This window comes from Algoriphagus sp., from assembly GCF_030694375.1.
Lineage (GTDB): Bacteria > Bacteroidota > Bacteroidia > Cytophagales > Cyclobacteriaceae > Algoriphagus.
The window spans coordinates 181,519-207,220 of the sequence record NZ_JAUXYL010000041.1 but is presented as its reverse complement, the minus strand read 5'-3'; the positions used below and the strand labels follow the sequence as shown (position 1 = coordinate 207,220).

Annotated in this window: 17 protein-coding genes; 11 read left to right on the top strand and 6 right to left on the bottom strand. The window is 44.6% G+C overall.

The window, feature by feature from the left end:
• The 5 genes from Q8M62_RS16775 (at nucleotide 1) to leuB (ending at nucleotide 6,244) form a co-directional block, all read left to right on the top strand.
• On the top strand, nucleotides 1–1,509 hold the full coding sequence (locus Q8M62_RS16775) for a 2-isopropylmalate synthase (RefSeq protein ID WP_304899288.1): 1,509 nt from the start codon (nucleotides 1–3) through the stop codon (nucleotides 1,507–1,509).
• A gap of 2 nt (nucleotides 1,510–1,511) precedes the next feature.
• A complete protein-coding gene (gene leuC / locus Q8M62_RS16770; protein ID WP_304899287.1) occupies nucleotides 1,512–2,918 on the top strand; it encodes a 3-isopropylmalate dehydratase large subunit in 1,407 nt (468 codons plus the stop codon).
• A gap of 103 nt (nucleotides 2,919–3,021) precedes the next feature.
• A complete protein-coding gene (gene leuD, locus Q8M62_RS16765) occupies nucleotides 3,022–3,612 on the top strand; it encodes a 3-isopropylmalate dehydratase small subunit (RefSeq protein ID WP_304899286.1) in 591 nt (196 codons plus the stop codon).
• Between the two features lie 12 nt (nucleotides 3,613–3,624).
• Nucleotides 3,625–5,208, top strand: coding sequence for an alpha-isopropylmalate synthase regulatory domain-containing protein (locus Q8M62_RS16760; protein WP_304899285.1), 1,584 nt, complete (start codon nucleotides 3,625–3,627; stop codon nucleotides 5,206–5,208).
• Nucleotides 5,177–6,244 carry a 3-isopropylmalate dehydrogenase gene (gene leuB, locus Q8M62_RS16755; protein ID WP_304899284.1) on the top strand — a complete coding sequence of 356 codons (1,068 nt, stop codon included), beginning with the start codon at nucleotides 5,177–5,179 and terminating at the stop codon, nucleotides 6,242–6,244. Before Q8M62_RS16760 ends, leuB begins: the two co-directional genes overlap by 32 nt.
• A 53-nt stretch (nucleotides 6,245–6,297) precedes the next feature.
• On the opposite strand, the gene Q8M62_RS16750 is transcribed toward leuB, so the two are convergent.
• Genes Q8M62_RS16750 through Q8M62_RS16730 form a run of 5 tightly spaced genes read right to left on the bottom strand, consistent with a single transcriptional unit; the run spans nucleotide 6,298 to nucleotide 8,648 of the window.
• On the bottom strand, nucleotides 6,298–7,197 hold the full coding sequence (locus Q8M62_RS16750) for a restriction endonuclease (RefSeq protein ID WP_304899283.1): 900 nt from the start codon (nucleotides 7,195–7,197) through the stop codon (nucleotides 6,298–6,300).
• Nucleotides 7,178–7,495 carry a DUF86 domain-containing protein gene (locus Q8M62_RS16745; RefSeq protein ID WP_304899430.1) on the bottom strand — a complete coding sequence of 106 codons (318 nt, stop codon included), beginning with the start codon at nucleotides 7,493–7,495 and terminating at the stop codon, nucleotides 7,178–7,180. Before Q8M62_RS16745 ends, Q8M62_RS16750 begins: the two co-directional genes overlap by 20 nt.
• Before the next feature lie 28 nt (nucleotides 7,496–7,523).
• On the bottom strand, nucleotides 7,524–7,814 hold the full coding sequence (locus Q8M62_RS16740) for a nucleotidyltransferase family protein (RefSeq protein ID WP_304899282.1): 291 nt from the start codon (nucleotides 7,812–7,814) through the stop codon (nucleotides 7,524–7,526).
• Nucleotide 7,815: 1 nt separating this feature from the next.
• The gene (locus Q8M62_RS16735; RefSeq protein WP_304899281.1) at nucleotides 7,816–8,022 is read right to left on the bottom strand and encodes a DUF2442 domain-containing protein; all 207 of its coding nucleotides are present in this window, start codon (nucleotides 8,020–8,022) and stop codon (nucleotides 7,816–7,818) included.
• A 41-nt stretch (nucleotides 8,023–8,063) separates the two neighbouring features.
• Entirely contained in the window at nucleotides 8,064–8,648 is a 585-nt protein-coding gene (locus Q8M62_RS16730; RefSeq protein ID WP_304899280.1) for a hypothetical protein, read from the bottom strand.
• Between the two features lie 78 nt (nucleotides 8,649–8,726).
• On the opposite strand from Q8M62_RS16730, the gene Q8M62_RS16725 reads away from it, so the two are divergent.
• The 4 genes from Q8M62_RS16725 (at nucleotide 8,727) to Q8M62_RS16710 (ending at nucleotide 15,623) form a co-directional block, all read left to right on the top strand.
• Nucleotides 8,727–9,497, top strand: coding sequence for a tRNA pseudouridine(38-40) synthase TruA (locus tag Q8M62_RS16725; RefSeq protein ID WP_304899279.1), 771 nt, complete (start codon nucleotides 8,727–8,729; stop codon nucleotides 9,495–9,497).
• 327 nt (nucleotides 9,498–9,824) lie between these two features.
• The gene (locus Q8M62_RS16720; RefSeq protein ID WP_304899278.1) at nucleotides 9,825–11,342 is read left to right on the top strand and encodes an arylsulfatase; all 1,518 of its coding nucleotides are present in this window, start codon (nucleotides 9,825–9,827) and stop codon (nucleotides 11,340–11,342) included.
• 209 nt (nucleotides 11,343–11,551) lie between these two features.
• Nucleotides 11,552–13,228: an FAD-dependent oxidoreductase gene (locus tag Q8M62_RS16715; protein WP_304899277.1), complete on the top strand. Its 1,677-nt coding sequence runs from the start codon at nucleotides 11,552–11,554 to the stop codon at nucleotides 13,226–13,228.
• 109 nt (nucleotides 13,229–13,337) lie between these two features.
• Nucleotides 13,338–15,623, top strand: coding sequence for a sulfatase-like hydrolase/transferase (locus Q8M62_RS16710; RefSeq protein ID WP_304899276.1), 2,286 nt, complete (start codon nucleotides 13,338–13,340; stop codon nucleotides 15,621–15,623).
• Between the two features lie 71 nt (nucleotides 15,624–15,694).
• Here Q8M62_RS16710 and Q8M62_RS16705 read toward each other — a convergent pair whose 3' ends face one another.
• Complete coding sequence (locus Q8M62_RS16705) at nucleotides 15,695–17,149, bottom strand: sulfatase (protein ID WP_304899275.1); 1,455 nt, start codon at nucleotides 17,147–17,149, stop codon at nucleotides 15,695–15,697.
• Nucleotides 17,150–17,424: 275 nt separating this feature from the next.
• Between Q8M62_RS16705 and Q8M62_RS16700 the strand changes: the two genes are divergently transcribed.
• Together Q8M62_RS16700 and Q8M62_RS16695 are read left to right on the top strand one after the other, a co-directional pair.
• Nucleotides 17,425–21,291 carry a glycosyl hydrolase gene (locus Q8M62_RS16700; RefSeq protein WP_304899274.1) on the top strand — a complete coding sequence of 1,289 codons (3,867 nt, stop codon included), beginning with the start codon at nucleotides 17,425–17,427 and terminating at the stop codon, nucleotides 21,289–21,291.
• Nucleotides 21,292–21,552: 261 nt separating this feature from the next.
• The gene (locus Q8M62_RS16695) at nucleotides 21,553–25,575 is read left to right on the top strand and encodes a two-component regulator propeller domain-containing protein (RefSeq protein WP_304899273.1); all 4,023 of its coding nucleotides are present in this window, start codon (nucleotides 21,553–21,555) and stop codon (nucleotides 25,573–25,575) included.
• Nucleotides 25,576–25,702 lie beyond the last annotated feature (127 nt).

Genomic DNA, 25,702 nt, shown 5'->3' with positions numbered 1-25,702 from the left:
ATGAGTGACAAGCTGTGGATTTTTGATACGACCCTGAGAGATGGGGAACAAGTGCCCGGGTGTCAGCTGAATACCCAGGAGAAGATTGTGGTAGCTAAAGCTTTGGAGGCTTTAGGAGTAGATATTATCGAAGCAGGATTTCCAATATCCAGCCCGGGTGATTTCAATTCCGTATTAGAAATTTCCAAGGCTGTTTCCAACCCGATCATTTGTGCGCTCTCCAGAGCGGTAGAAAAAGATATTGACGTAGCTGCTCAGTCACTCAAATTCGCAAAAAGGGGCCGAATTCACACTGGAATCGGTGTTTCACCTTATCACATCCAATTCAAACTTCGATCTACTCCCGAGGATATCATTGCCAGGGGAGTTGCTGCGGTAAAGTATGCCAGACGATTTGTGGACGATGTGGAATTCTATGCAGAAGATGCCGGACGATCTGAGCCGGATTTCCTTTGCCGAATCATTGAAGAAGTGATCAAAGCCGGAGCAACGGTGGTCAATATTCCTGATACGACGGGATATTGCCTTCCCGAGCAGTATGGGGCGATCATTGCCAATTTGAAAAACAATGTACCAAACATTGACCGTGCGATCATTGCAACGCACTGCCACAATGACTTGGGAATGGCCACGGCCAATACTGTTGCCGGGGTTCAGCATGGTGCCCGGCAAGTGGAGGTCACTATCAACGGTATCGGCGAACGGGCAGGAAACACCTCGCTTGAGGAAGTGGTCATGGCGATCAAATGCCATAAATCGATTCCTGTGTACACCAATATTGTAACACCGAAAATCTATCAGACCAGCCGCTTGGTTTCTAAGCTGATGAATATGCCGGTTCAGCCCAACAAGGCGATTGTGGGAAGAAATGCATTTGCACACTCTTCCGGCATTCACCAGGACGGCGTATTGAAGCACAGAGAAAACTATGAAATCATCGACCCGAAAGAAGTCGGTGTGGACGAGTCTACGATCGTTTTGACAGCCAGGTCAGGACGTGCAGCGCTAAAGCATCACTTGGATGCCTTGGGCGTCGAGCTCGAAGGCGAAGAATTGAGAGAGGTTTACGAGGCCTTCCTGATTTTGGCGGATAGCAAAAGAGACATCGGTCGAAAAGACCTTTTGAGCTTGGTCGGCAAATTCATGGAGGAATCCAACTTTATCGAATTGGAAAAAGTGAGCTACTCATCCAATGGACAGGTCAGTGCCCAGGTTACGCTGAAAATCGGAACGGAGACCCACCAGTCCTCTTCCTCAGGAGTAGGTCCGGTAGATGCTGTTTTGAAAGCTATCGAAAAAATCGCGAAGCCTCAGGTTGAACTTGAGGAATTTCTTATCCAAGCTATCACTCACGGAAGTGACGATGTGGCCAAAGTTCACATGAGATTAATCAAAGGAGAAAAACCATACTATGGTTTTGCCTCTAATGCCGACATCGTCCTGGCATCTGCCCAGGCTTTCGTCGACGCACTTAATAAAATACCGGTCAAAGAATATGCGACTGCATAATTATGGAAAAGACAACATTATTTGATAAAATATGGGATTCGCACGTGGTCAAATCCGTGCCTGCAGGTCCTGACGTGTTCTTCATCGATAAGCATTTTATTCATGAGGTGACTTCCCCTGTAGCCTTCCTAAACCTGGAAAAGCGTGGAATCGGCGTAAAAAATCCAAGCCGAACTGTAGCAACTCCGGATCACAACGTCCCTACAGTCGATCAGGATCAGACGATCAAAGACAAACTTTCGCGCATGCAAGTGGAGCGGCTTCGTGAAAACTGTGCGAAATACGGGATCGAACTGCATGACTTGGGCTCTGCCCATCATGGCATTGTACACGTGATCGGACCGGAATTGGGAATCACGCAGCCGGGAATGACGATTGTCTGTGGGGATTCACATACATCCACCCACGGAGCTTTTGGAGCCATTGCTTTTGGTATCGGGACTTCTGAGGTGGAAATGGTTTTGGCAACGCAATGCATTATGCAGACCAAAGCCAAGAAAATGAGAATTTCCGTGAATGGAACCCTTGGCCCTGGAGTGACTTCCAAAGACATCATTCTCTATATTATTTCTAAAATATCCGCTGCTGGTGCGACAGGCTATTTTGTAGAATATGCAGGTTCGGCTATCAAAAGTCTATCGATGGAAGCCAGAATGACCATTTGCAACATGTCTATTGAAATGGGCGCTCGTGGTGGCCTTATCGCCCCTGATGAGACTACTTTCAATTACTTGGAAGGAAAGCAATATGCGCCAAAAGGTGCCGATTGGGATAAAGCTGTTGCCTATTGGAAGACTTTGAAAACTGACGATGGAGCCGTATTTGACAAGGAATTGGTATTCGAAGCATCAGATATCGAACCGATGATTACCTACGGTACAAACCCGGGAATGGGAATCAAAGTAACCGAAAACATCCCTACAACTGAAGGAATGGAAGGTTCGAACAAAACTTCTTACCTGAAATCCCTTGAATATATGGGCTTTGCACCGGGTGAAGCAGTTAAAGGAAAGCTCGTGGATTATGTGTTTGTAGGTTCCTGCACCAATGGGCGAATTGAAGATATCCGATCCGTTGCTCAGTTTGTCAAAGGACACCAAAAAGCAGCTAACATCACAGCCTGGATCGTGCCAGGATCCCGTGAAGTGGAAAAAATGGCCCATGAAGAAGGTTTGGTAAAAATCTTGGAAGAAGCAGGATTTGAACTTCGTCAGCCGGGTTGCTCGGCTTGTTTGGCAATGAACGACGACAAGATTCCTTCTGGAAAATATGCGGTTTCTACATCAAACAGAAACTTCGAAGGGCGTCAGGGTCCGGGTGCCCGCACCATGCTTGCCTCTCCGTTGACCGTCGCAGCAGTGGCGATCACAGGACGCATTACTGATCCTAGGGAAGTGTTTCACAATTGAAATACGAAGATCGAAATACGAAATACGGGGTTGAGCAAATTTGAATAATGAATTTTGCAAACCTTACCACTTTCCAACTTTCCCACCTTTGAACTCCTAAAAAATGGCCTACGATAAATTTACAATCCTCAGAAGTACCGCAGTTCCCTTGCCAACGGAAAATGTGGACACCGACCAAATCATTCCTGCCCGATTCCTGAAAGCAACCGAGCGAGAAGGGTTTGGTGACAACTTGTTCCGTGACTGGAGATACGATGTGGAAGGCAAACCCAAGAAAGATTTTGTCCTGAACGACCCAACTTATTCCGGTAAAATTCTGGTAGCTGGAAAGAACTTCGGTTCGGGTTCCAGCCGGGAGCATGCTGTTTGGGCGATCTATGATTACGGCTTCCGCTGTGTGGTGTCCAGTTTTTTCGCTGACATATTCAAAAATAACTGCCTGAATATCGGAGTACTTCCGGTGACGGTCTCTGCTGAATTTGCCGATAAACTATTCGCGGCAATTCAGTCGGATCCTTCCACTGAGATCGAGGTAAATCTACCCGAGCAAAAGATCAAACTCCTTTCCACGGGTGAATTTGAGTCTTTTGACATCAATGAATACAAGAAAGACAACATGACAAACGGGTTCGATGATATCGACTATTTGCTCAATATGTCTTCGGAAATCGATGCTTTTGCAGCATCTAAATAATCCACTTTACAAATGGAGTCGAATAGAAGAATAGAAATCATGGATACCACGCTGAGGGATGGCGAACAGACCTCAGGGGTTTCCTTTTTGCCTTCTGAAAAGCTCCAGATTGCCAAACTTTTGCTCGAAGAGCTCAAAGTGGATCGAATCGAAGTGGCTTCTGCACGGGTTTCTGAAGGAGAACTGGAAGGAGTGCAGAAGATTACCCAATGGGCGGCCCAAAAAGGCTATCTCGATCGCGTGGAGGTTTTGGGCTTCGTGGATACACCTGTTTCGGTGAATTGGATAGTGGAGGCTGGCGCAAAAGTGCTCAATCTCCTGACCAAAGGTTCCTTGAATCATTTGGTTCATCAATTGAAAAAGACTCCGGAACAGCATTTCGACGAAATTGCCAAAAGCATAACTTTCGCCCAAAAAAACGGAATTGATGTCAACGTCTATCTCGAAGATTGGTCCAATGGCATGCGTAATTCACCTGAATACACCCTTTCGTTGATTGAGTTTCTGACGCATCAGCAGGTTAAGCGAATCATGTTGCCGGATACTTTGGGATTGTTGTCACCGGATGAAGTTCGGGTTTTCTTCGATCAGATTTTGGCGAAATTTCCCGGCGTCCATTTCGATTTTCACGCTCACAATGATTATGACCTTTCTGTAGCCAATGTGATGGAGGCAGTGCTGCATGGAGCGTCAGGAATCCATACCACGGTAAACGGCTTGGGAGAACGTGCGGGCAATGCCCCTCTGGAATCAGTGGTAGCGATGATCAAGGACTTCACCAAGTTGGAGATTGGAGTTCAGGAACAGAAAATTTTCCGGGTATCCAAGCTGGTAGAGCAGTTTTCGGGTCAGCACATCCCTGCTAACAAACCGGTAGTTGGGGAAAATGTATTCACCCAAACGGCAGGGATACATGCCGACGGTGACAATAAAAAGAACCTGTACTTCAACGATTTGATGCCGGAGCGATTTGGTCGTCAGCGGAAATATGCTTTGGGAAAAACCTCCGGGAAAGCCAATATTCTCAAGAATCTGGAAGAATTGGGGATATCCTTGGAGAAGGACGAACTAACGCGTGTAACCCAGCGGATCATCGAATTGGGTGATAAGAAGGAGCGGGTGACCACCGAGGATTTGCCCTATATCATTTCGGATGTCCTGCAGAATAATTCCATCTCTAAAAATATCAGCATCGAAGGATACCACATGACCCATTCCAAGGGGTTGAAACCTTCAGTTCAGCTTCGTTTGAATGTGCATGGAAAATCTTTTGACGCAACAGCTACAGGAGATGGGCAATACGACTCCTTTATGAAGGCAGTCAAAAAGATCTACAAATCCCTCAAAAAAGAACTTCCCAAATTGATCGATTATCATGTTTCCATTCCACCCGGGGGAAAAACCGACGCCTTTGTGGAGACGGTGATCACTTGGGATTATGGGAAAATTTTCAAAACGAAGGGCCTCGACCCTGACCAAACTGTGGCAGCGATGATGGCCACGGAAAAAATGTTGAACATCGTCGAATCATTTAATACAAACCCAGAAAAAGAATCCGCGAACTATGGAAATGAATATCGCGCTGTTGCCGGGTGACGGCATCGGCCCTGAAGTCATTGCTCAGGCAGTGAAAGTAGTCAATGCTATCGGGCAAAAATTTGGTCATAAAATCAGCTTTAAAGAAGGACTTGTAGGTGCATGCGCCATTGACGCCACCGGAGATCCTTATCCGGATGCTACACATGAGATTTGCGCTGCTTCTGATGCTGTTCTTTTTGGTGCGATTGGCGACCCGAAATATGACAATGACCCCAAAGCCAAAGTTCGCCCTGAGCAGGGATTGCTGAGAATGAGACAAAAACTTGGACTCTTTGCCAATGTCAGACCAACTTTTACTTTTCCTTCCTTGGTTCATAAGTCTCCCTTGAAACTGGATCGAGTTGACGGAGTGGATTTGGTATTTTTCAGAGAATTGACCGGAGGGATTTACTTCGGAGAGCCGAGAGGCCGAAACGAGCAGGGGACGAAAGCTTTTGACACCAATGTGTATAGCAAAGAGGAGATTGTCCGACTTGCTCGAATGGGTTTTGAAGCTGCGCAAAAAAGAAGAAAGCTCCTGACCTGCGTGGACAAAGCCAACGTAATGGCAACTTCTCGACTTTGGAGAGAAACGGTTCAGGAATTGGCACCTGAATACCCGGATGTGAAAGTGGAATATGAATTTGTAGATGCTGTGGCGATGCGACTTATCCAATGGCCAAAAGCTTATGATGTTTTGATTACCGAAAACCTGTTTGGAGATATTTTGACAGATGAAGCTTCCGTGATTTCCGGTTCTATGGGCTTGATGCCATCGGCTTCTTTGGGTTCCAAGGTGAAGCTGTTCGAACCGATCCATGGTTCCTATCCTCAAGCAGCTGGCAAGGATATCGCAAATCCACTGGGTACTATTCTTTCCGCCGCCATGATGTTTGATTATGCGTTTGATTTATCTGAAGAATCGAAAGCAATCAGCGATGTGGTCAATCTTTCCTTAGCCGAAGGGATTGTGACCGAAGATATTGCCGAAGGAGGAAAAGCCTACAAGACTTCTGAAGTCGGGGATTGGCTGGCAGCGAAGATTTTGGGATAATATTTCTAGATAAAAAAAATGAAACCACCTCAGGAATGGGGTGGTTTTTTGCACTATTTCATTTCCCTATATCTCTCGAAAAATTTCATATCTGGATCGAAAATGGTTTTTGGGATCACTCCAAGTTCTTTCTTTTCAAACATTTCTACAAGTTTTGGACCGTCTATCAGTTCAAGCTTAATATTGGACTTTTCGATTTCATGAGCAGCTCTAGCGAAATTTCCAGTTGTAATAATTAGTCCTTTTTCAACACTTCTCTTATTAGTTTCCATTACTCCAATGAAAGCTTGGACCTTTTCAGTTGGCACCGTTCCTTGGAATCTTTTGCACTGGAAAAACACACTCAAGCTTACGAAGGGATTAAGTTTAAGAGTGGCATATCCATCAATTCCCCCGTCGTTGGAGCGTTGCGTAATTTCAATATTCTCAAAATCATACTCCTTCAGAAGCCTACCGCAAAGATGCTCAAAGCCAGTTGGAGATATACTTTGGAGAACCTCCAACAATGAAGGTTTTACTACTGATTGTCCCTCCTCCGATTCTGCAGTTTCGATTGCTTTTTCAATAACCTTTTCTTCCTGCTCAATTGAATCCTTGTTCTGCCTTAGATCTTGAAATACTTTTACCCACTTAAGAAATATGTCATAGGACTGTTTTTCATTAAGGAAAGTGACCCATCCTAATTCTGAAAGTGCCCAAATTCCATGCTTTGAAGAGTCTAATAGTCCTTCCCAAACAAGATATTGTCTTGCCCACGCAATTTGATTTGGGAATTTTAATTGGCCGGACTTTTCATATTTTTCATTTAGAATCTCATCAGGCAGATTTTGATTTTCGCCTATCCAAGACGCAATTTCTCTTGGTCTTGCAGAGCCCCCTAGTGCTCTTAGTGCATCTAAAACTGGCCCGAAAAACTTTATAAACTCTGCTTTGCTACTTTTCCTTTTTGCCATTATTAAGTAATTCAGAAAGTTGAAAAATCAATTCTTCAATATCAGTAACAATAATCGACCAGATAATTTCATAATCAATTCCAAAATATTCGTGGACAATTCGATTTCGGAAACCTCTTAGACTTCTCCATTCAATTTGAGGATTATCGAGCTTAAAATCATCGTCAACCCTGATTGAAGCTTCTCCAATAATTTCGAAATTTCTTACTACGGCATCGATAGTTTTTTCATCTGCTAAAAAATCATCAAATGACATTTCTTTTGTGTATTTCAAAATTTTCTCTGCGGACTCCTTCATGTCCAGGAGAAGTAATTCAATGTCTCTTCTAGACATAAATCAAATCTTCTTTTATCCTTTCAAAATATCGCTCTTTGATCCCTTTTCGAGAAACCAAATCGACTTTGATTCCAAGGATATCCTCAAGTTCATCAGCTAGTTCAATAAATTCCGAACCTACTCGACTGTGAAACTCGACCATAAGATCAAGATCACTTGATGCCGTTTGTTCATTGCGGGCAAAAGAACCAAAAATCGCCAAGGTTTTGATCGGGTACTTTTCGAATAGTTCCTTTTTCCGGTCTTCCAGTTTGGTTTTGATGTATGAGAAAGTATCCATTCTATAATTTTAAGAGTTTTTCTATGGAAAGATCCTCATCAATCAATGGCCAGTGAATTCCATAGCCTGAGGGAGAAATCCGATACAAATTACGTTCGCCTTCAGAAGCGTCCAAAAGCTTAGAAGAAACGACCTTTAAATCGACCACTTTTCTTTGTCCATTCTTCAGAATGACCATATCATCGTTATTAAATTCAATTTCTACCATTCTACACAATTAACTTATTGACTTTTAACTTTTAACTTTTTTCAATCCCTCGCCGGATTGATCATAATATGCGCCCGATGCGTGCCCGGATCCATGATCCAAGGTAATCCGGGGGCGGCAGGTTTGAGTGGTAACCCCGTACTCTCGGCAGTGGCCCAAGGGATATAGACGACTGAGCGGGTGTAGGTGTTTTTCGCTTCTCCTGTAGTCCAGTTCACGTCTTTTTCATCAGCTGTCAAAGCATTGAGCAAACTTCCCTGATCCGGAAGTCGAAGTTTGCCGCTTTTGGATTCGGCTTCTCGGATCTTAAAGATCTCATCTGCATTTTTGCCTTCTTTTCTTAAATCCCAGCCTCGGGCCATAAAAGGCTGAGCACTGATATGATAACAGGATACGCTGAGCCCTTCTCTAGTTGAATCATCAGCCAGGCAAACGGTTTTATTTGTTCCTTGGCGAAGTAAAATCACTTCCCCTTTGGCATCATAGCCATACACTGTCGCATCAGCCCGTTGATCTTCGGGAGCAGCTAAAACAGCCATTTTTATCTGGATTTCTTTGGAGGGCGGAGTTTGTGAGATTGCCTGAAAACTGGCGAAAATCATCAAAATGCTAAGAAATGTTTTCATAGTCTGTAGTTTTGGGTTCCCTCAATTTAGTCAACCTTTGAGGGCTTTCAAAAGAAAACTCCAATTTGGAATCAACCGATGCGCACCCGAGCCCACGCTTACCTCTTTTCGATTTCTTACTTCGGTGCCAGATTTAAAGGTTGGGCAAAGCAAAAAGGTCAACCTACCGTGGAGGGGAAGTTGGATCGAGTCTTTCGCTTTGTACTTGGACATGATGATTTTCGGTTTATCGGGTCCAGCCGTACGGATTCAGGAGTAAGTTGTCGAAGTGGATTTGTCCAGATTTTCCTCCGGGAAAAAGCTGAGCTAGAAGCGATGATTCCCCAATTTAATTCCAATCTGGGAGGTGAAATCCGATTGAACTCGGTTAGTGAGGTGTCTAGGGATTTTAACTTAATTCAGTCAGTTAAGCAGAAGACCTACCGCTACTTTTTCTCCGACTCCAAATCCTTTCATCCTTTTGCATCTCCAATGCTGACTTGGGCAAATGGAATTAATTCCTTGGAACAGATGCAGGAAAATGCGGGATTATTTGTTGGAGAACACAATTTCAAAGCCTTTTGCAAGGTTTCAGGAAACAAGACCGATTTTACCAGAGAAATTTTGCGAGCTAAAGTCTTCGAGACAGAAGCTTTTTCTACTGAGTTTTCGCCAGAAAAGACCTATTGTTTTGAGGTAATCGGAACCGGTTTTCTTTATCATCAAGTCCGCAAAATGGTCAGCGCGATTTGGTATTTTTCTCCTGAGGAAATTAAAAAAAGGCTGGAAAATCCTTCCGATGACTGGAATCCCGTTCCCACAGCATCGGCCAGTGGATTGGTTTTATGGGAGACACTGGTGGAGGTTTAATATAGAGCACATTACGAAAAAATCCCCCTGCTCCCTTGGAAAGGGGGAGTCAAGAGAGCTCACTTAAGGGTTACTTTATTTGGTTGATTTACCCCACTTTATGATTGATTAATACCATAGGATAGAAGTTCAATAAACGTTTTTTGTATAAAGTAAATCCTCCATTCTAACAACATTAGCCCAAAATATCAATTACGAATTCATTTTGTAAACGGATTAATTGCGATCAGTGCAGTTGGAAATGAGTTTTATTAAACCCTTTAGGCCTATTTATTAACCTTAAAGAGAAAGTACTTTTCACCCAATAGTTTCTTTAAATCCACAATCATGCGAAGATTTAAACATGTTTTGGGGTTGATTATGGCCTATTTGTTTCTATGCTGTAGCTCCCAGGAAAAGCAAATTCCAAATGATCCTTTGCCCAATATCCTATTCATATTTGCAGATGATATGGGCTATGGGGATCTAGGTGTTTACAATCCTAATTCAAAAGTTCCCACACCCAATCTGGATCGACTTGCCAGTGAAGGGATTAGATTTAGCGATGCCTACTGCCCGGTTTCAGTATGTTCCCCGAGCCGCTATGCCCTCATGACCGGGGAATATCCATGGAGGAGTTGGAAGAAAACCAGAGTGATGTCCAATTATGAACCTTCGATGATTGATGAGGGAACACTTACTTTACCCCAAATGCTTCAAAACGCAGGTTACCAAACTGCAGGATTTGGAAAATGGCACTTGGGCACCACTTTTCCTACCACAGATGGTAAGCCTCCTGTGGGATATGGGGAATTTCAGCATGACCGAAATGGAGCCAACCTTGATTTTTCCAAACCTGTCAGCGATGGGCCTTTGGATCGGGGATTCGATAATTGGTTGGGCTTCAGTTGTGCCAGTGAATGCTGGATATTTGAGGACAAACAAGTCATGGGAGCTATTATCCATGACTTATATTCCATTGAAGCTGCCTCTGGGACTGAGAACCTTGAAAAGATTTTCTTAGAAAGGTTTCTACCTTATATCACAGAAAAAAGCATAAACTATCTGCAAAGGTTCAAAAAGAGTAAAAGTGAAAAGCCTTTTTTTCTCTATTTTTCACCCTATGTCCCCCATATTCCCTTAGCTGTTGATCCCGATTTTAGGGGTAAAACAGAAGCAGGTCTTTATGGGGATTATGTGCATGAACTGGATCATTTTGTAGGTCAATTATTGGATGAACTCGAACGGCTGGGTTTAAAGGAAAATACCTTGGTTTTATTTGCCAGTGACAATGGGTCCCAGTTTATAGCCACCAGCTCAGAGGATGATGGGAAAAAACTATCAAATAGTCCTTCGGATGAGGCCGTAGAATTTAACCCTGATACCCATCATCCAAATTTTCCATTTTTTGGAACAAAATGGACAGCATATGAAGGTGGAGTCAGGACGCCATTGATTGCCAGGTGGCCGGATAAATTCCCAAAGGGGAAAGTCAGTAACCAAATGATTGCCCTAAATGATATTTTACCAACTTTAGCAAGCCTTGTAAATGAGGATTTACCAGTTGGATCTGCTAGGGATGGTCATAATCTTCTGCCGGCCTTTTATGGTCATCAAATAGAAGGTGAAAGGAGGGAGTCCGTAGTGGTTCGGGGTAGCGGAAATATTTACGGTTACCGTCAGGGCAAATGGAAAGTGGTTCAGAATGAATCCTTCAAATCTTCTGAATCAAAAGGAGATGGTTGGGAACTTTACAACCTGCAGGAAGACCCGGGAGAGAGTAGAAATCTTATTTTGGAGCAGCCAAAAATAGCGGAGCAGCTATTAAAACAATTAAATGACCATCTTAAATCAACTGGTAATTAAAGTATATTTTATGTGATTATCCGCAATTCTATCTGTATGCTAAAATTGAACTTGAAAAGAATGAATAATCGTCGACAGACGACCGTCCAAAGTCCACAGCTCGTCTCACGGACTTCTAGCCTTATTTCCTATGGCTACTGGTAAGAAAGCGGATATATAGAATATTTTATATCCAAATTAGATATAATCACTATTTAATCCTTCATAACATGTTTGCGAAAATCAATTTGAAACCAGTTTTATGGGCATCATTGATCCTATGGTCTGTTACGGCTTGTTCCAAGGTCCAAGAAAAAGTAACTGACATAGTTATCTATGGAGGAACCTCAGCTGCGGTTACGGCTGCCGTTCAGGCCAAAAAAATGGGCAAATCCGTGATTATTGTGTCGCCTGATATCCACCTCGGTGGATTGAGTTCGGGTGGCCTCGGTTGGACTGATACCGGCAAAAAAGAAGTGATCGGAGGCCTGTCCAGGGAGTTTTACCAAAGATTATACAGCCATTACCAAAGCGATGAAGCCTGGAAATGGGAAGACAAAGCTGCTTATGGCAATGTAGGGCAGGGAACCGCCGCCATTGATGGGGATGCCAGGACTATGTGGATTTTTGAGCCCCATGCGGCGGAAGGAGTGTTTGAGGATTTTATCCGGGAATATGAAATAGAAGTACTCCGGGATGAATGGCTAGATCGTGAATCAGGGGTGTCTAAAGAAGGCAACAAGATCGTGGCGATCAGGACTCTCAGCGGGAAGGAATTCAAAGGCAAAATGTTTATCGACGCCACATATGAAGGGGATTTGATGGCAGCAGCAGGAGTTAGTTATCATGTGGGAAGAGAAGCGAATAACGTCTATGACGAAGAATGGAATGGGGTACAGACCGATGTTTTCCACCATCAACACCATTTTAATGTCCTGGATGAACCCATTGATCCCTATGTCATCAAAGGGGATCCTTCCAGCGGTCTATTGCCAAAGATCAGTGGGGAACATCCAGGGGAAAAAGGGTCTGGGGATGATAAGATACAGGCCTATTGTTTTCGCCTGTGCATGTCCAACCATCCAGACAACCGGGTTGCTTTCCCAAGACCTGAAAATTATGATTCCACCCAGTATGAGCTTTTGGTCAGGATTTTTGATGCCGGCTGGAATCAATGGTTTGGGAAATTCGACATGATTCCCAACCGCAAAACAGACACCAACAACCACGGCCCCTTCAGCAGTGACAATATCGGGATGAATTATGATTACCCGGAAGCCAGCTACGCGCGGAGAAGGGAAATCATCAGGGAACACGAGGATTATCAAAAAGGGCTCCTTTATTTTGTGGCAAATGACCCAAGGGTTCCCGCTTCAATCCAGGAGAGATTTCGAGAATGGGGTTTGGCCAAAGATGAATTCACCGACAATGGCAATTGGCCCCACCAGATTTATGTGAGGGAGGCAAGAAGGATGATCGGGGAATTTGTGATGACAGAAAACGAACTCCTTCAAAAAAAGTCTACGCCTGGATCCATCGGTATGGGATCCTATACGATAGATTCGCACAACATCCAGCGGTATGTCACCAAGGAGGGTCATGTCCACAACGAAGGAGACATCGGGGTGTCCTTACCGGGACCTTACCAGATTGCCTATGGATCCATTGTGCCAAAAGAACAGGAATGTGCCAATTTATTGGTTCCAGTGGCAGTTTCATCGAGTCACATCGCCTTTGGCTCCATCAGGATGGAACCAGTGTTTATGATTTTGGGTGAGTCCGCTGCCACTGCCGCTTCGATGGCATTAGATGAAGGAATCGCTGTACAAAAGCTGGATTATGATAAACTAAAAACACAGCTGGAAGCAAACAATCAGATTTTATCGAAGACACAAACGTTAAAATGAAGGACTTCTACCGCAAGTAGATTTTACATTTCCAGATGATTAAATGACCTAAAGGAAGGCAATTAAAAAACTAAATAGCTCTTCTAAAAAAGAAAATAAACCAAGTACGATGAAAAACCCAATTTTATTGTTTCGAGCAGTTTTTTACATTTTGGCCTGTCTGGTGTGTAGCTCCTTCCAGGGAGAAAAAACAGAAAAACCCAAAAAAGAATTACCCAACATCGTTCTCCTGATGGGCGACGACCACGGCTGGGATGAGGTTGGCTACAATGGCCATCCTTATCTGCATACTCCGGTGTTGGACGAAATGGCAGCAACAGGATTAAGGATGGACCGTTTTTATTCCGCCTCGCCAATTTGCTCCCCTACGCGCGGAAGTATCATCACTGGACGTCATCCCAACCGTTACGGGACCTTCACCCCTGGATTCTCCATCCGACCTGAGGAAATCAGCATTGCCCAGATCATGAAAGATGCTGGATATGCTACAGCACATTTTGGCAAATGGCATCTGGGACCGGTGAAGGCTGGTTCGCCCACCAATCCAAAAGCCATGGGTTTCGATGAATACTTGTCCCACGACAACTTTTTCGAAATGAATCCTCATCTTTCCCGAAATGGTGATCCGGAGCGACAATTTGAGGGGGAAAGTTCTGAAATACTAATTGCCGAGGCCATCCGATTTATCCAAAAGGCCAAAGAAAATAATCAGCCCTTCTTCGTAGTGATCTGGTATGGGTCTCCCCATGAGCCTTACAGTGGTTTGCCCGAAGACCTAGCGCTTTATGAGGACTTGCCCAAGAGTTTTGCAAATAAAAAGGTAAGTCTGACTTCCAATCAAACAGGTAATCCTGTGGAAAGACTACAGCGGGACGTATTGAGGGAGCGCTTTGCAGAAATCACTGCTATGGACCGATCCATTGGAATGATGCGGAAATATTTGGATGACGAGGAGATTCGGGATAATACCCTGCTCTGGTATTTTGGGGATAATGGTACCCCTCAAGAAGGGAATGCCACAGGTCCTTTTAGAGGATTCAAGGGAAGTGTTTATGAAGGAGGTATCCGAGTTCCGAGTGTTCTCGAATGGCCTTCCAGGATTCCCAAGCCCATCGTTAGCCCTGTCAATGCCGTGAGCACTGACCTGCTTCCAACTTTAGCTGACCTTGTCGGCCAAGCCTTGCCCGACAGACCTTTGGACGGCATCAATCTAATGCCTCTTTTCGAAGGAAAAATGGTTGATCGTCCGGAAACTATACAATTTTGGAACGGAAGTCCTCGGAAGCAGGAAGGATACTCACCCTTGGATTATATAGATGCGGAATTGCAAAAAGGAACGAGTCCGCTGGCCAAACTGATGGACGGAATTTCAACGCGAAATTTCAAAAATTTTCACCATCCCGATATTCAGGCTCAGGATTTTGGAGGACCTCGGGCAATCTTGGACAACCGATACAAACTGGTCATCCACGGTCAAGTAGATGGACGTGTTAGTCGTGAATTATTCGATGTTCGGGCTGATTCCGCAGAAAAAATTAACCTGATCGCAGAGAAACCAGAAATAGCAGAGAAACTGGAAAAGCAGCTTCTTATCTGGCAGCAATCCGTGCTGGAAAGTTTGATGGGGGAGGACTATCGAAATTCTAAAGCAAGTGAGGATTCAATAGCCGACATGGATATTTACCTTTTAATCGGACAATCCAATATGGCTGGAAGAGGGGAATTGGGGGAAGATGCTGATCACGTTTTACCGAATGTTTATCTTTTCAATGGAGTGGATTGGGAGCCCGCTTCCAACCCTTTGAATAAGTTCAGTACTGTAAAAAAGGATATTATTCAGGGGCTGGGTCCAGGGTATACCTTTGGGCAAAGGCTTGCTGAGAAATCATCAAATCCAATTGGTTTAATCGTTAATGCCCGAGGAGGAACTACGATACAGCAGTGGCAGAAAGGTTTTGAAGGAAAAGAAGATTTTGATCTGTTTGAAAAGGCTGTGACTCAAGTCAGAAAAATCAAACACGGCGGGAATCTAAAGGGAATTATCTGGCATCAGGGAGAGTCGAATCAATCTAATCTTACCGGCTATCTGGAATTGTTGAAAAAACTGGTCTCCGATCTCAGGGCCGATCTTGAAAATGAAGAACTTATTTTTATCGCCGGAGAATTGGGACACTGGCAACCCAGAGCGGAAGCCGTTAACCAAATTATCCAAAAAATCCCTGAAAATATCCGTAGGGGCTACTTTATAACTGCTGAAGGTTTAACCCCATTAAACAATGACCCAACTGATCCACATTTTGATGGATTAAGCCAAAGAGTTTTGGGAGAAAGGTATGCGGATAAGGTCCTGGAAATAATGGCAGAATCCGGGAATGTAAGAAAGGCAGGCAAATAAAAAGGGGGTATAATTAAATAGCAGTTCACAAAGCAGGATTTAGAAATCCCATTTAAAAGATTAGCCCCCCACTAGTTATTTGGCCTAGGGAAAGCAGCTTTGGATTCGACAAGCCAATCGAACAATTCTGTTTTGAGCTTTCCTACTAACTCTGCTTCCTGATCAGCTAGGTTGTGTTTTTCACTTATATCCACGTTGAGATTGTATAATTCTACTTTTTGGGTTTCGTAGAAATAGATTAGCTTCCAATCTCCTTTTCGGATGACCGAACCCGGATTGCCCCCCTGATTTCCATAGTGCGGATAGTGCCAGAAAAGCGCTTCCCTATCTTTCGCTGTTTCAGGATCCAAAATCCAGTTTTTCAGGCTTTTCCCATCCAATTCTGGAATAGTTTCTAAGAATTTCCCATTTCCGCTGAGGTCCAAAAAGGTGGGAAAAAAGTCATTGGAAATCACCGGAGCATGGATTTCCTTTCCCGCAGGAACTTTCCCCTTCCAAGACATGATCATCGGCACGCGAATGCCTCCTTCATACAGCCAGCCTTTACCAGCTCTGAGCGGAAGGTTGGAGGTTGGACTTCCTTCGGCAGTGGATAGGCCACCATTGTCAGAGAAGAAAACGATGATTGTATTTTCAGACAGTCCCTGTTTTTCAATTTCATCCAAGACGGTTCCCACGGCTTGATCCATGGCCTCGACCATTCCTGCATAGACGGCATGCGCTTGGGTGATGCGGTTTTGGTTAGCATGCTCGGGTTCAAACTTATCCTCCAATCCCATCGCTGCCCGTTTCTTCAAATATTTATCTTCCAGCGCCTTGGTTGTCATCAGCGGAGTATGAACCGAGTAGAAAGAAAGCATCGCAAAAAAGGGCTTGGAGCGATTGTCCCGGATGAATTTGGCTGTTTCCCCTGCTAATCTCAAAGGAAGGTATTCTCCCTCCGGTCCGTTTTCCATTTGTGGATTATTATAAGGCGAAAAATATTTGTTTCCAGTGGAAGGTGCTCCTTTGCTGTTGCCTCCAATGTTAATGTCGAAACCCTGATTTTCCGGCCAATGACTTTCTTCTTCGCCTAAATGCCATTTTCCTGCAAAGAAAGTCTGGTAACCGACAGACTTGAAGGCCTCAGCGAGTGTGATTTCTTCCAAGGCCAAATTGGGCTCGTAGTGGGCAGGTTTCAGCGGTTTGTTTTTTGTCCAGTGATTTTGAATCTCAGTGGGTTGAGGAGCTCCAAACCAATCCGTGTTGTAGATTTTGGAGGGGTATTTCCCTGTCATAATACTGGCACGGGTAGGTGAGCAAACCGGCGAGGCGGTATAAGCCTGCGTAAATTTGATGCCTGATTTTGCAAGCCGGTCGATATTGGGAGTTTCATAAAAATTGCTGCCGAAGCTTCCCAAATCTGTCCAACCCAGGTCATCCACCAGGAAAAAAACCACGTTGGGCCGACCGTCAGTTTGAGCCTGAACAGGCTTGAAGCAGGTCAGAAGAAGCAGGCAGATTCCAAAAGTCAGAAGGGGGTTCATTTTATTCAGGGTCTTGTTTTCCGAATACTAAGATTCATTTTTTAAAAAGCCTAGTCTCTTGGGATAAACCCAGCTTTACTGAACGATTTGTCACCTCATTTGAATGAATTCACCCCCGAATCAGATTCTCTTCAGACCGCAAGGCCTTTAATTCACGATTTGAGATAGCAATTAGACAGATACGGCTAGGGCTTTGGATGATTTGCCCCAGGGAAGGTTGAACTCAAAGATTAAGTTTGGGTAGGTTAATTAGTTAGAACCAAACCCAATAGACCATGAAAAAATTTTACAACAAGTTACGGAAAAGGCTTCTTTATCTTTTCTGTTTTGGCTTTTCCCTTTCGGGATTTGCTTTTCAAAATCAGGGTAACCCCTGTAACTCATCCACAACCTATCTGTACTGGACAGGGGAAGAAGATTCGGACTTTTTCAATGAAAAAAACTGGAGGGAAACCAATCAAAGACCCACTCCTCCGGATCAGGCAAGTGAGAGCAATCCGGTCTGCCTGCCGGGAGCAAACAAAAAACCTTACACTATATGTCCCAATGTGCCTGATCTGATTAAGGACAAAAATCCAAAACCCGGCACACTCGATCCGGGCAAACCGATTGACATGAACCTAATCATTACAGGTGCCACTGTTCAGGCAATTGGAGACATTGGATTTGCATGTGCTGAAAAGGGGTTGACTTTAGTCAATACCCAACTGGAAGCAAATCAAATTACACAGGGAGTAATTTCTCTCGACGGAGAAAGCACGCTTTACCAAAATCAGGATGCGCTTTCCACAGCCGTCATTTTCAACTTTCTGGATGCTGCATCCTGGATCTATTTGAAGCAAATCAATCCTGTTGAATTGCAGCCGAGTCTTTCTCAGGTTTTGGTCAATCACAGTTCGGGAACTTTGGGATTGGATTTTAGGGTCCATCAATACTATCAAAAAGGTGCTGTCATCCGGCCGCTCGACAGGGGTTTTGCACCGATTCAAGTTTATTCAGGAATTGGTTATCAAGGAGCTCCTGTACCACTGGCTGAAGATTTAATTCATCGGGGTGCTGCAATTCCGACGGGTGACAATTCGGTTCAGTCCTTTGTATTGAAGCGGGGCTTTATGGCCACTTTTGCCAACAATCCTGACGGAACTGGCAAAAGTAAAGTCTACATCGCCTCTGAAAAAGATATGGAAGTAGAGGCATTACCTGCTGCGCTGCAGGGGAATGTGAGTTTTATCCGTGTAGTTCCCTGGAATTGGGTGACTAAAAAAGGAACAGGTTTTAAGTATCCCCAAATCGATGCCGGATGGTTCTACAACTGGAATCTAAACGGAAATCCTGAACCAAATTACGACTATGTACCCATGGCATGGGGTGCGGGGGGTGCCTCACCATCCGGCATCAATACCATGATCGGGAAGAAATCCACCACACATGTACTCGGATTTAATGAGTCTGATAATTGCAACGGAGAGTCCGGGCAGTTTAACAACCTGTGTCAACCGGCAGTAGCTGTTGCGTATTATGAAAGCTTGATGGGAACCGGTGTCCGATTGGGATCTCCTGCGCCTAGGGAGGAAGGGCCGACAGGCTGGCTCTTGGAATTCAACCGCATTGCCAAGCAGCGGGATGTGCGATTTGATTTTGTCGCGGTACATTGGTACGACTGGGGAAGTGGCCCTGCCAACAGCCCAAATGCTGACCCACAGGTGATTTTCAACAGATTTAAGGCGTATTTGGCCAATGTCTATCGCATCTATCAGTTGCCTATCTGGATCACGGAATTCAATGCCAATCCCAACCGGGGAATTGCGATTCAGGAGGAATTTTTGAAGTTGGCGTTGCCTTACCTGGAAAGCCTGGAGTATGTGGAGCGCTATGCCTATTTCCAGCCCAATCCAAACAACGCCAATCCGGCAAACAATCCGGGGCGATCTGATTATTTGGATTCAGATGGAAACTTGACTGTAATCGGACAATTGTTTCTTGATCAAGAATCCACTCCTTCCATACCGCTGGAAACCTATGCCGCGCCTAACAATCTGGAAGGAATGGATCAGCCATTTATTCAAAAGCCGGTGAACTCCCTCTCATTCGAGGCGGAGTGCGGAGATTATTTGGGCAATCAGTGGGATGTACTCACAGACGAAACAGCTTCCAATGGTCTTTATATTCGGGGGAATACCCAAAAACCAGGGGGGAGTCCGATTGCGAAACAAGTTCATTTCGAATTTGACTTGACGGAAGCATCCCAATACAGAGTGTGGATTCGCGCCAGAAATCTGAATGCCAATGGAGCGATCCGAATCGGTGTGGACGGGAAAGCACTGGAGCAAATCGCACCGTTCAACAGCGGTTCATTTATCTGGTTTCAAGTGCCGAGATTCTATGATTTGGGAAAAGGCACGCACCGGTTGACCATCGAATTTCCCAATTCCAATATCCTGCTTGACCAAGTGGCCTTGGTAAATGGACCAACGGATCTGGAGCAGTTTGTGCAGGAAGCAGGAACCTGTACTCCGGGTGACTTCAGCTGGGGATTGGTAAAAACAGATGTTGTGGACTTTTTTGAAGCCGAAGCAGCCGTAAAGGGCCCATGGTGGGAAATACAGGCAGCTGCAAGGGCTCAAGGGGGACTTTTCACCCAATCGATAGAGGGTCAGAAGTCATTGGAAGAAGCACCGGGTTCCAAAGGAATGTTGACATTCAATTTCGAGGTAGCTGAAGCAGACGAGTACGAGTTGTGGGCAAAAATCCAGGCCTACGAAAATGAGGACTATAGTCTATGGGTTTCTGTGGACGGAGAGCCCTTCCGTAAATGGAATAACCTGGGTAATCCGATTTTTGAGTGGTACTGGAAAAAGGTGTTCCATGGCTATGAGGCTGAAGAGCGAAACTTCTCTTATTTCCTGACTGCCGGTTTGCATGAAATACGGCTGGCGGTATCCAGCGGAAATGTGGCCGTGGATCGGATTGCCATTGCCAGCAAAGGAAAACTCCCCGAGGAAATCGATCCCAATGTGATTTTGGTAAAAGAAAATCTGGAATTCGAAGCGGAACATGCGACACTTCTCGGTGCTGCAAGAATCGCAGCCTGCGCTGCATCTTCCAACGGTCTGCAGGTAGAACTTGCAACCGCTTCGGCCAATGGAGTTAGATTTGATCAAATCGTAGCCAAGGATGCCGGAACTTACCTACTGAATATTTCCTTGATGAATAAAAACACGCGATCCTTCCGAATTGCAGTCAATGGAGTAAATCTGGGTCAAAAGACAGTTCAGCCTACAGGAAATTGGTGCTTTGAAGGTGGGTCTCCCGGGTCTTACCAAATGGAAGTGCAGTTGCTGGAGGGAGTAAATACAATTGCGATCAATGTATTTAACAATACTCCCGGGCCGATTATCGATAAAATCAAGCTGGAAAAAGCACCTTTTGCAGGACTTTCGTTTGAAGCTGAGTTAGCCGAATTGACCGGAACTGTGACAACTCCTGCATGCAACAGTGCCTCCAATGGACTGCTTGCCAATATGGGTCAATTGGGGACTAATGTAGTCAAATTCAATGCAGTCAATGTGCCTTTTGCCGGCAAATACCTAATGGAAGTTCACTATGTGTCTGCCGTGGACCGAAGCTTGAGGTATTCGATAAATGGAGCAACTTTTGTCACAGCAAGCTTCCAGGATTCGGGCGAGTGGTGCTTCAATGCCGGTGTGCCGGGCACCAAATTGATCGAACTGGATCTAAAGCAAGGGAATAACACCATTGAATTCAGGCCTGTAGCAGGTTCAGATTCTCCTTTCTTGGATAAGATTGTAATCAAAGATTCCGATGAAGGTCAGAATCTCAGGGTGTTGGACACGATTCAGCCTTCTTTTGACACTGTAAAAGCCGTGGGTGAATTCAAAGTCTATCCAAATCCGGTTAGCTCCGGTAATTCGATTACGCTGGAAATCCCCCGACTCTTTGAAGAACCCGGAACTACCAACGTGCAGGTGACGGATTTGACAGGAAGGGTGATCCATTCTCAAGTCGTTCCGGACGGAACTCGGCAAGAACTCCGGTTTGATACCGGTTTATCCCGTGGAATGTACCTCATCATGATTCAGCAGGGTCAGATTTGGCAGAGCAAAAAATTGATTGTTCAATAGAAAATCCAAAATTTCAGGAGGGCTGATCGTTGATTAGCCCTCTTTTTTTTTTATTTGATTTTGGGTTTGGAAAATGCTGACTGATTACCCCACAATCCTGACCTATTTCACCCCCTTATTCAGCGGCATTCCTGGCTAAATTTCAAATTCTTAAACAGAATCTGAAGTCCCGGGTTGATTGGCTAACAATTGGTTGGATTCAATTTCTGTTTCTGAAAAAAGCCATAACTTAAGCCCAACCCAAACTAACCTCCTGAATTCATGCGGATTTTAGGTCTTTTTATTTGCCTGTTTCTGTTTTCTGTTCCGTCATTTTCTTTTCAGGAAAAAATGGAAGAGGAATTTTCTATTGATGTCCTGAATGTCCGAAAGGGACTGCTCAGTAATTATGTAACCAGAGTCGTCAATGACGAATTCAATGCGAAGTATTTCGCGACCGAAGGAGGAATCACCAAATATGACGGGTATGATTTTTCCGAGTACAGACCCGGACCACACTATCCCGGATTGGAGAATGAAAATATCGAAACGCTCTTTAAAGACCGGGAAAACCTGATTTGGATCGGGACCAAAGGCGGTGGATTATCGGTATTGGATCCCGGAAAAAACGCCATTCGCTCCTTTAATCCGGCTTTTGTAAAATTCACAGAAAAACCGCTTCGGGTCATCTCCATCAATCAGGGGGGGGACGGTAAAATTTGGCTGGGTACCTGGAGTGATGGGGTATTCAGGATTGATCCCCAATCGGGGCAGGTGGAGGAGCATTTTTCTTTCAATCAGCCGATTTACAATATCATCCGCGACCGCTTTGGGAATATCTGGTTTTTGGCGGGTTATCAGTTGGTGAAATTTGACCCTTCCGAAAACAGACTGATTCATTTTCAGACCGGAAGAACGCACTATAACCTGATTGAAGATCCGGTCCGGAAGAAAATTTGGATGATTGGCAATGAAGGCACCAAATCCGTTCTGACCGAATTCGACTACGAGACACAACAACTTGAACGAATCCCCACTGATTTTGAGGGCCGACACTTGGTCAGTATCGGATTGGATACCCGGGGAAGGCTCTGGATTGGGAGCTGGGGTGATGGACTGTTCATCAGTGACGAGAGACTCGAAAACTTCCGCAGAGTTAATACCAATCCCCAAGGTGTCTCCGAAAATAACATCAACTACTCCATCATCCTCAGTATTGATTTTGACGATAACGGGATCGCCTGGTTGGGAACTTCCCATGGCGGGGTGTTGATCCTGTATCCAAACAAGGGTTTTTCTTTTGCATCGATCTCCGGAGACCAAAGTGTGGCTGATAAAAATGTGACCGCTTTTCTGATCTCCAAGTCAGGCAAAACCTATTTGGGTACCCTGGCAAAGGGCTTGTACGCTGCTGCGGAAGGGGGGAATTTTCAGCTGGTAAATCAGGTGGTAAAATCTAAAATCCACACGGTATATGAATACGAAAACCACCTTTTTGTAGGCACAGGGAACGGACTCTACGTGGTGAGGGACGGGGACTTTGAGGGGGCAAAACGCTACTTCCGAAATCAAAAAATCACAGCCATTCTGATTGATTCCAAAAGCAGGCTTTGGGTAGGAACCCAACAATCCGGGATGAAAATGATTGATTTTACCGGGTTTCCGAATTTGGAAAACTGGATGGTTTTCGAAGAAACAAGTAAGGATCACCCCCTAGAAAACAATCGAATCAGTCAAATCAAAGAAGACAACAATGGAGAAATCTGGGTGGGGACCTACTCCGGGATCAACCGGTATGATGAGGATAACCAAAAGCTCATTTCCCATCGGTCCATTTTGGGCAATGAACTGGCCAACCCCATAATCAATGACTTTTTCCTGAAGGAGAATATCATGTATCTGGGAACACCGAATGGATTGGCTGAATTGAAGGTTACAGGGAAAAATCTCAGTTTAATCAACTTTTTTGACAAGAATGACGGCTTGATCAATGATTTCATATGTGCAATGGAAGAAGATCAGGAAGGGAATCTTTGGCTGAGTACTACCACGACCATTACCAAATTTAAACCTCATCTAAAGAACTTCATCAATTTTGACCGCGAAGATGGGGTATTGATCAATTCATTCCACTTGGGTGCCTCTTTTAAAGATGAGAACGGGAAGATCTATTTCGGTGGGTCAAATGGAATGGTTTCATTTTCTCCCCAATCCATCAGTGAGACTTTCAATTTGCCAGAGGTTGTACTGACCAAACTGATCGTGAATAATCAGGTACTTCAGGTAGGAGATGAGGTCAACGGAGAAGTGATCCTGGAAAACGCCATTCAGAAAACCGGGAAAATTATTTTGGATTACTCCCAAAACCACCTCTCCCTGTCCTTTTCCGCCAACGACTTTCTGGGTCCCGACAATATTGCCTACTCCTACAAACTGAAAGGGATGAATGAGGAGTGGGTGAATCTGGGGCGCCTCAATCAGATCAGCTTTACGGGATTGCCATGGGGAGAGTATGAATTGCTCATCAGAGCGAGCCGAAACAATCAGGATTGGAGTGTGCCAAGAAGTCTGTTAATTGAAATCCAAGCCCCGCCATGGCTTTCTTGGTATGCATTTTTGATCTATTTGGCAATGTTTGGCGGGATCATGTACCTGTTCAGATATATTTCCATCCGTCAGGCCAAATTGCGCGCCGAGCTTCAGATCATTCAGATAGAAAAGGAAAAGGAACATGAACTCAACGAAGCGAAAATCACCTTTTTCACCAATATTTCCCACGAGTTCCGAACGCCGCTTACCCTCATATTGAGTCCTGTGACTGAGCTTTTGGAACAGTTTGATTTTAAAGAATCTGTACGGGAAAAGCTGTTGCTTGTTGAATCAAACGGAAAACGGATGCTCCGTCTGATCAATCAATTGTTGGACTTCAGAAAGTCAGAACACGGCCTGCTCAAGCTCAATAAAACGTACTCAGACTTCGTTTCCTTCTCCAAAGAAGTATTTGTCAGCTTTCAGAATTTGGCGTCAAAAAAACAGATTGACTACTGTTTTGAGTCAGAAGTGGAGGCCTTTCCAATGGAGTATGACAGGAATCAAATGGAAATTGTCCTTTTCAACTTACTCTCCAACGCATTCAATTATACGCCTCAGGGCGGGAAAATTGATTTCAAAATCCGCTGTGATCATGGATACCTGACTGTGATTGTGGCTGATACGGGAATTGGCATGACAGAGGATCAAGCCGGAAGAGCCTTTGACCGGTTTTACCAGGTACAAAATGCGGAAACTTCCAATTTGGCAGGAAGTGGAATCGGATTGGCTTTTTCCAAAAATATCGTGGACCTCCATGAAGGTGAAATTGAAATTCACAGTGCCAAAGGTGCAGGCACAGAAGTTAAAATTCTGTTTTCCCTTGAGGATATTCCCGAAGGGGCATTTAATAGACCCAAAGGAGAAGAAATCAGTTTGGATTTTCTTCACGAAGATGCGCTTGAAGAAGGAAATGATCTCAACATGGAACGCGCCGGAAAATGCGCTACCATCCTGATTGCAGACGATAACGAGGACATCCGCAAGTACCTGAGAAATCTGTTGGAGGAAGAATATTACATTCTGGAGGCAGAGGATGGCCTGGTCGCCCTGGATCTGACCAACAGGGAACTCCCCGATATTATCATCAGCGACGTGATGATGCCTCAGATGGATGGGATAAAACTGTGTGAAGTCCTCAAAAGCCAAATCAACACCTCCCATATTCCGGTAATACTGCTTACCGCGCGTGCTTCCCTGAGTTATGAAATGGAGGGCCTGAAAATCGGCGCAGAGGATTACATCACCAAGCCGTTTAATCCCGGAATAATCAAAACCAGAATTTCCAACATCTTGGAAAACAGATCGAAACTCCGGGAATATTTTCTCAATAAAGTAAGGTTTGAACCGGATTCTCATCAAGTGCATGAATCGGACATTGATGCCCGTTTTATCGAAAAAGCAATCCAATTGGTGAATGAGAATTTGCAGGATGAAAATTTCGGGATAGAGACCCTCGTAGATCAGCTATTTATGAGTCAATCCACGCTTTTCCGGAAAATCAAATCCCTGACCGGCCTTTCGATTACAGGCTTTATCCGATCAGTACGACTCAAGCAAGCTGCCCAAATCATTCTCCAGTCCAATATGAAATTAAGTCAAGTCGCCATGGATGTTGGATTCAATGATTACAAGCATTTCAAAAAGTCCTTTCAGCAACAGTTTGGCTGTCTTCCCTCCGAATACAAGAGCAAAATCCTGGAACAGGCCGAATAGGTCAACCTTTTTCAAAAGCACCCCCGATGGGTGCTTTTTTTATTATGGCTGATTTACCCCCCTAAGATGGCCGATTCAGCCCACGGAAAGGAGCTTGTTTGGGTCAAATTTGGGCAGTAACAATTAT

Excerpts from the sequence above, each read along its gene's own strand:
- Q8M62_RS16695 (WP_304899273.1), top strand. The coding sequence starts at position 21,553 with ATGCGGATTTTAGGTCTTTTTATTTGCCTGTTTCTGTTTTCTGTTCCG.
- Q8M62_RS16730 (WP_304899280.1), bottom strand. The coding sequence starts at position 8,648 with ATGAAAACATTTCTTAGCATTTTGATGATTTTCGCCAGTTTTCAGGCA.
- leuB (WP_304899284.1), top strand. The coding sequence starts at position 5,177 with ATGGAAATGAATATCGCGCTGTTGCCGGGTGACGGCATCGGCCCTGAA.
- leuC (WP_304899287.1), top strand. The coding sequence starts at position 1,512 with ATGGAAAAGACAACATTATTTGATAAAATATGGGATTCGCACGTGGTC.
- Q8M62_RS16775 (WP_304899288.1), top strand. The coding sequence starts at position 1 with ATGAGTGACAAGCTGTGGATTTTTGATACGACCCTGAGAGATGGGGAA.
- Q8M62_RS16700 (WP_304899274.1), top strand. The coding sequence starts at position 17,425 with ATGAAAAAATTTTACAACAAGTTACGGAAAAGGCTTCTTTATCTTTTC.
- Q8M62_RS16710 (WP_304899276.1), top strand. The coding sequence starts at position 13,338 with ATGAAAAACCCAATTTTATTGTTTCGAGCAGTTTTTTACATTTTGGCC.
- Q8M62_RS16725 (WP_304899279.1), top strand. The coding sequence starts at position 8,727 with ATGCGCACCCGAGCCCACGCTTACCTCTTTTCGATTTCTTACTTCGGT.
- Q8M62_RS16720 (WP_304899278.1), top strand. The coding sequence starts at position 9,825 with ATGCGAAGATTTAAACATGTTTTGGGGTTGATTATGGCCTATTTGTTT.
- Q8M62_RS16735 (WP_304899281.1), bottom strand. The coding sequence starts at position 8,022 with ATGGTAGAAATTGAATTTAATAACGATGATATGGTCATTCTGAAGAAT.
- Q8M62_RS16705 (WP_304899275.1), bottom strand. The coding sequence starts at position 17,149 with ATGAACCCCCTTCTGACTTTTGGAATCTGCCTGCTTCTTCTGACCTGC.
- Q8M62_RS16750 (WP_304899283.1), bottom strand. The coding sequence starts at position 7,197 with ATGGCAAAAAGGAAAAGTAGCAAAGCAGAGTTTATAAAGTTTTTCGGG.
- Q8M62_RS16745 (WP_304899430.1), bottom strand. The coding sequence starts at position 7,495 with ATGAAGGAGTCCGCAGAGAAAATTTTGAAATACACAAAAGAAATGTCA.
- leuD (WP_304899286.1), top strand. The coding sequence starts at position 3,022 with ATGGCCTACGATAAATTTACAATCCTCAGAAGTACCGCAGTTCCCTTG.
- Q8M62_RS16760 (WP_304899285.1), top strand. The coding sequence starts at position 3,625 with ATGGAGTCGAATAGAAGAATAGAAATCATGGATACCACGCTGAGGGAT.
- Q8M62_RS16740 (WP_304899282.1), bottom strand. The coding sequence starts at position 7,814 with ATGGATACTTTCTCATACATCAAAACCAAACTGGAAGACCGGAAAAAG.
- Q8M62_RS16715 (WP_304899277.1), top strand. The coding sequence starts at position 11,552 with ATGTTTGCGAAAATCAATTTGAAACCAGTTTTATGGGCATCATTGATC.